Source organism: Streptomyces sp. URMC 123 (assembly GCF_051386515.1).
In the GTDB taxonomy this organism is placed as follows: domain Bacteria; phylum Actinomycetota; class Actinomycetes; order Streptomycetales; family Streptomycetaceae; genus Streptomyces.
Window position 1 is genome coordinate 1 of the sequence record NZ_JBPQTV010000355.1, and the last position, 6,391, is coordinate 6,391.

Below are 6,391 nucleotides of genomic sequence, written 5' to 3' on the forward strand. Positions count from 1 at the left end.
AGCGGGAGCGGGCGGCCGGGGGGGCCGTCCGCTCCCGCTTCCCGTTGTGGTGTGCGCGCTTCCCGCTTCCGTTCTCGGCCGTACGGCGGTGGTGCGTCCGTACGGCTCTTCACGCCACGGCCGTTGGGCGCGCCCGTACGGTCGCCGGGCCGGTCAGACCGGGAGCCGGGCGCGGTGCCGGCCGGCCGCCGCCGCCGCGATCCGGCCCAGCGCCTCCTCCTTGCCGCAGGCGTATGCCCCGAGCTCCACCTGCCGGGCCACGATGGAGCGCTCCGAGCGCATCAGCCGCCAGCCGCGCCGCAGCAGCACCGGGACCGGCTTGCGGCTCTCGCGCAGGTCGCGGGCCAGCCGGCGCCGGAACGTGGTGGACGGCCGCCCGCGCAGACAGAGCGCGTCGGCCAGCACCCCCAGCTCGCGGCAGGCCGTGACGATCTCGGCCGCGAAGATCCCCTCGGCGATGAACAGCGGGGTGCGGTCGATGTCGACGGCCACCTCGCCCACCCGCGCGCTGGTGGCGATGTCGTACGCCGGGACGGCCGCGCGTCCGGTGCGGCACAGGGTTTCGATGGCCTCGATCGCCGCGGCCGCGTCCCAGGAGGCGGGCGAGTCCCAGTCGGTGCCCCCGCCGTCCGGCAGCAGGGGCAGCGTGGGGTCGGTGCCCTCCTTGTAGAAGTCGTCGAGGTTGAGCACCGGCAGGCCCGTACGGACCGCCAGGGACGACTTGCCGGAGCCCGAGGGCCCGGTCAGCAGGACAACGCGGGCGGAGCGATGGTGGGAGGTCACGGGACACCATTGTCGGGCATCGCCGAGCGGCCGGGACCCACGGGGCACGGCTTCGCGGCGTCCGTGAAGCGGCTTTGAGCGGGCGACCCCGACTCGACTACGCTGGGTGCCCGAAACATTACAAGCTGCTTCCGCTTCCCTCTTCGGCAGGTGGTCCATGGCCTCCCCCCACTCCCTCCCCGGCCCCGCCGCGCGCGTGCTGCTGCGCGCCGGCCTTCTCGCGTCGGCCGCCGGCGCCGCCCTCGGCGTGGCCCCGTCGGCCGCCGCGGCCGGGGCGCCCGAGCCGATGGGCACCCCGACCACCGCCGAGACGCCCATCGGCACCCTCGACACCAGCCTGATCCACGCCCCGGAGCCGACGCTGCGGGCCGGGGTGGCGCACGCCGTGGCACCGCTGAAGACGCTGCAGCTCGATCCGCTGGCGAACACCGGCGTCGACCCGCTGGACAACGCCGTGGGCACGCAGGTGGCCGACTTCCGGCCGGTGGGCACGGACGCGGTGACCGGGCCGGTGGCCCGGGGCGCCACGCTCTCCACGCTGCCGACGGTCGGCCCGCTGGTGGACACGCTGCCCGGCTGAGGCTTCCTCCGCGGTGCCCCTCCGCTGTGCCGCTCCGCGGTGCCCATCCCGGGGTGCACGGTGAAGCAGTACGGCCCCGCCGCCCGGGGTGGGCGGCGGGGCCGTACGCGGTCGGCGCGGGGCTCAGTAGGACGAGCCGGAGGCGCCCAGCGAACCGGTGGGGTGCCAGACCGTCTTGGTCTCCAGGAAGGCCGTCAGCCGGCCCGTGCCCTGGTCGGCGGACCAGTCCACAGGCTGTGGACGCAGCACGCGCTTGAGGTTGTCGGCCGCCGCGATCTCCAGCTCCTTGGCCAGCGACGCGTCGGCGCCCGTCAGATCGATCGCGTTGACGTCCTGGTGGGCCGCCAGGTGCGGGCCCATCTCCGACGCCTTGCCGGACAGGATGTTCACGACACCGCCCGGCACGTCGGAGGTGGCGAGCACCTCGCCCAGCGACAGGGCCGGCAGCGGGGACTTCTCGGAGGCGATCACCACGGCCGTGTTGCCGGTGGCGATCACCGGGGCGATCACCGACACCAGGCCCAGGAACGACGACTCCTGGGGCGCGACGATCGCGACCACGCCGGTGGGCTCCGGGGTGGAGAGGTTGAAGAACGGGCCCGCCACGGGGTTCGCCCCGCCGGCGATCTGCGCGATCTTGTCCGTCCAGCCCGCGTACCAGACCCAGCGGTCGACGGCCGCGTCGACCTGCGCCGCCGCCTTGGCCTTCGACAGCCCCTCGGCGTCGGCGACCTCGGCGACGAACTGGTCGCGGCGGCCCTCCAGCATCTCGGCGACGCGGTAGAGGACCTGGCCGCGGTTGTAGGCGGTGGCGCCCGACCAGCCGCCGAACGCCTTGCGTGCGGCCACCACCGCGTCCCGCGCGTCCTTGCGGGACGACTGCGGGGCGTTGGCCAGCCAGTTGCCCTTCGAGTCGGTCACCTCGTACACCCGGCCGCTCTCGGAACGCGGGAACTTACCGCCCACGTACAGCTTGTAGGTCTTGAAGACAGTCAAGCGCTCAGACATCGAGGTACGCCTCCAGGCCGTGGCGGCCGCCCTCGCGGCCGAAGCCCGACTCCTTGTAGCCGCCGAAGGGCGAGGTCGGGTCGAACTTGTTGAAGGTGTTGGCCCAGACCACGCCGGCACGGAGCTTGTTCGCGACCGCCAGGATGCGCGAGCCCTTCTCCGTCCAGATGCCGGCGGACAGGCCGTACTGGCTGTTGTTGGCCTTGGCGACGGCCTCGTCCGGGGTGCGGAACGTCAGCACCGACAGCACCGGGCCGAAGATCTCCTCGCGGGCGACGGTGTGCGCCTGGGTGACGTTCGTGAAGAGCGTCGGGGCGAACCAGTAACCGGAGGAGGGCAGCTCGCAGGCCGGGGACCAGCGCTCGGCGCCCTCGGCCTCACCGGTCTCGGCGAGCGCGGTGATGCGCGCCAGCTGCTCGGCGGAGTTGATCGCGCCGATGTCGGTGTTCTTGTCCAGCGGGTCGCCCAGCCGCAGCGTGGACAGCCGGCGCTTGAGGGCGTCCAGCACCTCCTCCGCGACGGACTCCTGGAGCAGCAGCCGGGAACCGGCGCAGCACACCTGGCCCTGGTTGAAGAAGATGCCGTTGACGATGCCCTCGACCGCCTGGTCGACGGGGGCGTCGTCGAAGACGATGTTGGCGCCCTTGCCGCCCAGCTCCAGCGTGAGCTTCTTACGGGTGCCGGCGACCGTGCGGGCGATCTCCTTGCCGACGGCGGTCGAGCCGGTGAAGGCGACCTTGTCGACGCCCTCGTGGGCCACGAGCGCGGCACCGGTGGAGCCGTCGCCCGTGAGGATGTTGACGACGCCCTTGGGCAGCCCCGCCTGGCGGCAGATGTCCGCGAAGAACAGCGCGCTCAGCGGGGTGGTCTCGGCCGGCTTCAGCACGACCGTGTTGCCCGTGGCGAGCGCCGGGGCGATCTTCCAGGCCAGCATCAGCAGCGGGAAGTTCCACGGGATGACCTGGCCGGCCACGCCCAGCGGGCGGGGGTTCGCGCCGTAACCGGCGTGGTCGAGCTTGTCGGCCCAGCCCGCGTAGTAGAAGAAGTGCGCGGCGACCAGCGGGAGGTCCGCGTCGCGGGTCTCCTTGATCGGCTTGCCGTTGTCCAGGGTCTCCAGGACGGCCAGCTCGCGGGAGCGCTCCTGGATGATCCGGGCGATCCGGAACAGGTACTTGGCGCGCTCCGAGCCGGGCAGCGCCGACCACGTGCCGAACGCCTTGCGGGCGGCCCGGACGGCCGCGTCCACGTCCTCCGCGCTCGCCTGGGCGACCTCGGAGAGCACCTCTTCGGTGGCGGGGGAGAGGGTCTTGAAGACCTTGCCGCCCGTGGCCTCGCGGAACTCGCCGTCGATGAACAGCCCGTAGGAGGGGGCGATGTCGACGACCGACCGGGACTCGGGCGCGGGTGCGTATTCAAAAGCCATGATCAGTCCACCGTGACGTAGTCGGGACCGGAGTAGCGCCCGGTGCTCAGCTTCTGCCGCTGCATCAGCAGGTCGTTGAGGAGGCTCGAAGCGCCGAAGCGGAACCAGTGGTTGGTCAGCCACTCCTCGCCGACGGTCTCGTTGACCAGCACCAGGAACTTGATCGCGTCCTTGGTGGTGCGGATGCCGCCGGCGGGCTTCACGCCCACCTGGACGCCGGTCGCGGCGCGGAAGTCGCGCACCGCCTCCAGCATCAGCAGGGTGTTGGCCGGGGTGGCGTTCACCGCCACCTTGCCGGTGGAGGTCTTGATGAAGTCGGCGCCGGCGAGCATGCCGAGCCAGGAGGCGCGGCGGATGTTGTCGTAGGTGGACAGCTCGCCGGTCTCGAAGATCACCTTCAGCCGGGCGGCGCTGCCGTCCTCGCGGACGCACGCCTCCTTCACGGCCTTGATCTCCTCGAAGACCCGCAGGTAGTGGCCGGCGAGGAAGGCGCCCCGGTCGATCACCATGTCGATCTCGTCGGCGCCGGCGGCCACCGCGTCACGGGTGTCGGCCAGCTTGACCGGCAGCGCGGCGCGGCCGGCCGGGAAGGCGGTCGCCACGGAGGCGACCTTCACCTCGGTGCCGGCCAGGGCGGCCTTGGCCGTGGCCACCATGTCGGGGTAGACGCAGACGGCCGCGGTGCGCGGGGTGGCGCGGTCCAGCGGGTCCGGGTTCACGGCCTTGGCGGCGAGCGCCCGGACCTTGCCCGGCGTGTCCGCGCCCTCGAGCGTCGTCAGGTCGATCATGGAGATCGCCAGGTCGATGGCGTACGCCTTCGCCGTGGTCTTGATCGAGCGGGTGCCGAGGGAAGCGGCGCGGGCTTCGAGGCCGACCGGGTCGACGCCCGGCAGGCCGTGCAGGAAGCGGCGCAGCGCACCGTCGGAGGCGGTCACATCCGCCATCGACGCCAGTCGCTCCGCGGCCTCATTGCCAGATGCGGGAACAGTGGGCATGGTCACCAGACGAGCATATCTACGCGCGTAGCGCCCTGTCACCCCCTGGCCAGGAGTCGATCTTTACGGGTATGGGCGAAATCCCCATTGAGGGCGATGAGGTCGTACTGAGGGCGATGAGGTCGTACTGAGGGCGATGAGGCCGCATGTGGGAGCCAATACTCCGGTTGCTGTCGCGGTTTCGTGACATGACGGTGAACACGCCATCATTCCGGCGTTTTTAAGATCGTCACAGCAGCACCGCCTGACCTCTCCGGCTCTCGTCCCCCCACCCGGTGGGAGCCCGTCCGCCCCCGACGCCCCGATCGTGCGGTCCGTGGGCCACGGGCTCCGAGGAAAGCGGCATGCGGCTCTGTTCTTCGTCAGGCACGTCACGTCCGACACTTCACGCCAGGAGTCATGCATGTCAGCCCTGTCCGCGCGCCGTCGCGCCGCCCGTATCGCCCTCGCCTCCGCCGCCGTCGCGGGGGTCGTGCTCGGGCCGGCCGCCACCGCCTTCGCCGCCGATGGCGCCGCCGCCTCCGCCGCCTCCGCCGCCTCCACCGCCACCACCACCGAGACCCGGCCGACCGTCGGGGCGGAGTCGACCCCCGCGGCGCCGAAGCCGGAGGAGTCGAAGCGGGCGGAGAGCAAGCCGGCGGAGTCGAAGCCGGCCGAGACCAAGCCGGTCGAGTCGAAGCCCGCCACCCCGAAGGCCACCGAGTCGAAGCCGGCCACGCCGACGGCGGTCGAGTCGAAGCCCGCCACCCCGAAGGGCGGCGGCGCCGTCGGGAAGAAGGAGTGCACCGTCACCGTCGAGCGGCCCGGTGGGGCCGGTACCGTCGCCGTGCTGAGCAACGGGCCCCAGGGGCCGCGGGCGAACTTCAAGGACGCCGGCAATGGCGAGCCCTTCGGCCCCGTCCTCGACCGCAAGCACCCGCAGGCCCCCGCGAGCGCCGGATTCCACGCGCGGATCATCGACCCGTACGGCGCCTCCCCGAAGCTGGAGACGAACTTCGAGGGCGGCGGCCACCCGGCGGGCGTCACCCCCTTCCCCGCGGCCCCCAAGGGCTGTGCCACCGGGGCCGGCGCGGGCGCGAAGGGCAAGGGCGCCAAGCCCGCCAAGCCGGCCGCGGCCCCGGTCGTCTCCGGCGGCCAGACCAAGGTCACCCCGAAGGGCGGGGTGGCCGCCGGCGCCGAAGGAGTGGCCGGGCGTGAGGACGACACGCTGGTGACGGCGGGCGGCGCGGCCGCCTCCTTCGCCGCCGCGGGCCTCGGCTTCGTCGTGCTGCGCCGCCGCCGGGCCGCCGGCACCCACGGCGACGCCTGACCCTCCCGCCGGCCGGTGCCCCCGCCCGCCCGGGGCGGGGGCACCGGCCGGCACCACCCCGGCACCGGCCCCGTAGGCACCGCCCACCTCGGACCGGCCCGTACGGACCACCTCGCACCGATCTCGTACGGACCGCCCCGGACCGATCTCGTACGGACCACCGGCGCGCCGGTTCCCGGACCGCGCCCGCGCCGACCCCCGTACCGCCGGCGCTCACGCACCGGGTCCGCGCCGGACCGCTGGCCCCGTGAACCCCTCCGCTCCCCTCGCCGTTTCCCAGGAGCCCCCATGCC

At 73.2% G+C, this 6,391-nt stretch carries 6 protein-coding genes; 2 read left to right on the forward strand and 4 right to left on the reverse strand.

What is annotated here, in order from left to right; genetic code table 11:
• Positions 1-153 precede the first annotated feature (153 nt).
• A complete protein-coding gene (locus ACSNOD_RS27015; protein WP_436769681.1) occupies positions 154-783 on the reverse strand; it encodes a uridine kinase family protein in 630 nt (209 codons plus the stop codon).
• Positions 784-940: 157 nt separating this feature from the next.
• Between ACSNOD_RS27015 and ACSNOD_RS27020 the strand changes: the two genes are divergently transcribed.
• Positions 941-1,363 carry a hypothetical protein gene (locus ACSNOD_RS27020; RefSeq protein ID WP_436769682.1) on the forward strand — a complete coding sequence of 141 codons (423 nt, stop codon included), beginning with the start codon at positions 941-943 and terminating at the stop codon, positions 1,361-1,363.
• 123 nt (positions 1,364-1,486) lie between these two features.
• Here ACSNOD_RS27020 and ACSNOD_RS27025 read toward each other — a convergent pair whose 3' ends face one another.
• The 3 genes from ACSNOD_RS27025 to deoC are packed head-to-tail and all read right to left on the reverse strand — an operon-like array spanning position 1,487 to position 4,789.
• Positions 1,487-2,371: an aldehyde dehydrogenase family protein gene (locus ACSNOD_RS27025; RefSeq protein ID WP_436769683.1), complete on the reverse strand. Its 885-nt coding sequence runs from the start codon at positions 2,369-2,371 to the stop codon at positions 1,487-1,489.
• Positions 2,364-3,800 (reverse strand): aldehyde dehydrogenase family protein, encoded by a 1,437-nt coding sequence (locus ACSNOD_RS27030; RefSeq protein WP_436769685.1) that lies wholly within the window; start codon positions 3,798-3,800, stop codon positions 2,364-2,366. Before ACSNOD_RS27030 ends, ACSNOD_RS27025 begins: the two co-directional genes overlap by 8 nt.
• Positions 3,797-4,789: a deoxyribose-phosphate aldolase gene (gene deoC, locus ACSNOD_RS27035; protein WP_436769686.1), complete on the reverse strand. Its 993-nt coding sequence runs from the start codon at positions 4,787-4,789 to the stop codon at positions 3,797-3,799. Before deoC ends, ACSNOD_RS27030 begins: the two co-directional genes overlap by 4 nt.
• A gap of 403 nt (positions 4,790-5,192) precedes the next feature.
• Between deoC and ACSNOD_RS27040 the strand changes: the two genes are divergently transcribed.
• The gene (locus ACSNOD_RS27040; protein ID WP_436769684.1) at positions 5,193-6,098 is read left to right on the forward strand and encodes a hypothetical protein; all 906 of its coding nucleotides are present in this window, start codon (positions 5,193-5,195) and stop codon (positions 6,096-6,098) included.
• The last annotated feature ends 293 nt before the right edge of the window (positions 6,099-6,391 follow it).